We start from the raw sequence: 2,417 nt of genomic DNA, 5'->3' as shown, positions 1-2,417 counted from the left end.
TGTATTCAAGGTCCAGCAGCGGCACGCCGTCGACGATGCCGACCGAGATGGCGGCCACCGTGTCCTTGATCGGCGAGCGCGACAGCTTGCTGTCGGCCAGCAGCCTGTTGACGGCGTCCTGGGCCGCGACGAAGGCGCCGGTGATGGCCGCCGTGCGCGTGCCGCCGTCGGCCTGCAGCACGTCGCAGTCCAGCGTGATCGTGCGCTCGCCGAGGGCGCTCAGGTCGAACACCGCGCGCAGTGAGCGGCCGATGAGTCGCTGGATCTCCTGCGTGCGGCCGCTCTGCTTGCCGCGGGCGGCCTCGCGGTCGCCGCGGGTGTGGGTGGCGCGCGGCAGCATGCCGTACTCGGCCGTCACCCAGCCTTCACCCGAGCCGCGCTTGTGCGGCGGTACGCGCTCCTCGACCGAGGCCGTGCACAGCACGCGGGTGCCACCGAACTCGATCAGCACCGAGCCCTCGGCATGCACGGTGAAACCGCGGGTGATGCGCACCGGGCGCAATTGATTGGCGGCGCGGCCTGCGCTGCGCGTGAAGGTCTTGGTCATGAGAAAAGGAGAGTTAGCGGCGATTGGCGCCGCGGCCCGATTGGCGGATGACTTCGTTGATCTCGCGTATCGAACGCTCGATCTCCTCGTCGTCCATGCCGGCGACAAGGTCGGCGTCCAGGGCGCCCTGGATGGTGGACGCAAAGCCGGAATTGCCGAGATTCTGCGTGGTCTCGCCGCTGGGCTCGCCCTCGCCTTCCCATTCGACGGCCAGCACGGTGACGTTGTCACTGCGCGCGCCGCCGCGGCGCAGGGCCTGCTCGACCAGTTCGGGCACAGCTTCGGTAATGGCCTGGTCAGCCATGTGCTGAACGATCTCGCCGTCCTCCACGCTGCCCCACAGGCCGTCGGAGCACAGCAGGATGCGGTCCGAGGCCTCCATGATGAGCGGCCCCTGGCAGTCCACCATGGGCTTGCCGGGGCTGCCCAGGCAGGTGAAGAGCACGTTGCGATTGAAAGGCTCGCCGCCGCGGGACACGCGGCCCAGGGCTTCCTGCAACTCGGAATAGGAATGGTCGCGGGTGCGGGCAATCAGCTTGCCGGCGCGCACGAGATACAGGCGCGAATCGCCGCAATGCGCCCACCAGGCCTGGTTGCCCTGCAGGATGCAGGCGACGACCGTCGTGCGCGGCGTGTCGTGCAGGCCCTTGCTCTCGGCATAGCGCAGCAGCTGCTGATGGGCAATGACGATGGTTTCCTGCAGGAAGCGCTGTGGGTCTTCGATGACCGGGCGGGCGTCCTGCTGGAACAGCGCGGCCAACGTCTGCAGCGCGATCTGGGCCGCGACTTCACCTTCCGGGTGGCCGCCCATGCCGTCAGCCAGCGCGAACAGTCCCGCCTCCCGCGTGAAGCAATAGCCCATGCGGTCTTCGTTGGTCTCACGGCCACCGCGACGGCTGACCTGGAAGACATTGAATCGCATCAGGCTTTCGCTCCGGACTTCAGGTTTTCAAGCTGGAGTTTGAGGCGTTCACTGAAGCTGAGCTTGGTGTAACGCCTTTCAGTCTCACGAGCGAGTTCCTTCTGCAGCGCAAACACGCTCTGCGGGCGCGACAGCGCGTCCAGCGACATGCACCACTCGGTCACCTCGAGAAGGTTGTCGGAGTAGACATTGCGCAGGCGCGACAGACTCAAGGACAGGCGGTCCTTCTCCAGGCGCTGCGGCGCGTCGTTCGGCGGGTAGCCCTGCATGCAGGCATAGATGCAGGCGCCGATGGCGTAGATGTCGGTCCAGGGGCCCAAGCTACCGTCGCGGCGGTACATCTCGGGCGCAGCAAAGCCCGGCGTGTACATCGGGCGGATGAAGTTGCCTTCCTTGCTCAGCACTTCGCGCGCGGCGCCGAAGTCCAGCAGCACGGCCTTGTTGTCATTGGTGATGAAGATATTGGCCGGCTTGATGTCCAGGTGCAGCATCTTGTGCTGATGGACGATGCGCAGGCCGCGCAGGATCTCGTCGAAGAGGCTGCGGATGGTCGACTCGCGGAAGACCTTGTCGCGCTTCATATCGCGCGCGGTCACGATGAAGTCCTGCAGGGTGTCGCCCTGCAGGTAGTTCATGACCATGTAGACRGTTTCGTTCTCGCGCAGGAAATTCAGCACCGAGACGACGCTGGGGTGCGAGATCTGCGCGAGCGAACGGCCCTCTTCGAAGAAGCTCTTCAGGCCGAGTCGGTATAGCGGTTGCTTCTCGGGCTTGACGCGAGGGGTCAGTTCGCCGGGCGAACGTTCGGCCAGCGACGAGGGCAGATATTCCTTCAATGCGACCAGATGGTGGTCGGGATCCTCGGCGAGATACACCACGCCGAAACCGCCCGCCGCCAGCCGCTTGATGATCTGATAGCCCCCAACCACCGTGCCTGCGGGCAAGGGC

At 65.8% G+C, this 2,417-nt stretch carries 3 protein-coding genes; all 3 read right to left on the bottom strand.

The window, feature by feature from the left end:
- Nucleotides 1–547 (bottom strand): ribonuclease PH (rph, locus tag AC1DU6_RS27540; protein WP_477861014.1); only part of this gene is annotated, 547 nt, incomplete at its 3' end.
- 13 nt (nt 548–560) lie between these two features.
- Entirely contained in the window at nt 561–1,469 is a 909-nt protein-coding gene (locus AC1DU6_RS27535) for a PP2C family protein-serine/threonine phosphatase (RefSeq protein ID WP_056195341.1), read from the bottom strand.
- Nucleotides 1,469–2,417 (bottom strand): serine/threonine protein kinase (locus AC1DU6_RS27530; RefSeq protein ID WP_477861012.1); only part of this gene is annotated, 949 nt, incomplete at its 5' end. The genes AC1DU6_RS27530 and AC1DU6_RS27535, both read right to left, overlap by 1 nt.

Source organism: Roseateles sp. P5_B10 (assembly GCF_056400485.1).
This window is presented reverse-complemented; position numbering and strand designations above follow the sequence as displayed.

Excerpts from the sequence above, each read along its gene's own strand:
- AC1DU6_RS27535 (WP_056195341.1), bottom strand. The coding sequence starts at position 1,469 with ATGCGATTCAATGTCTTCCAGGTCAGCCGTCGCGGTGGCCGTGAGACC.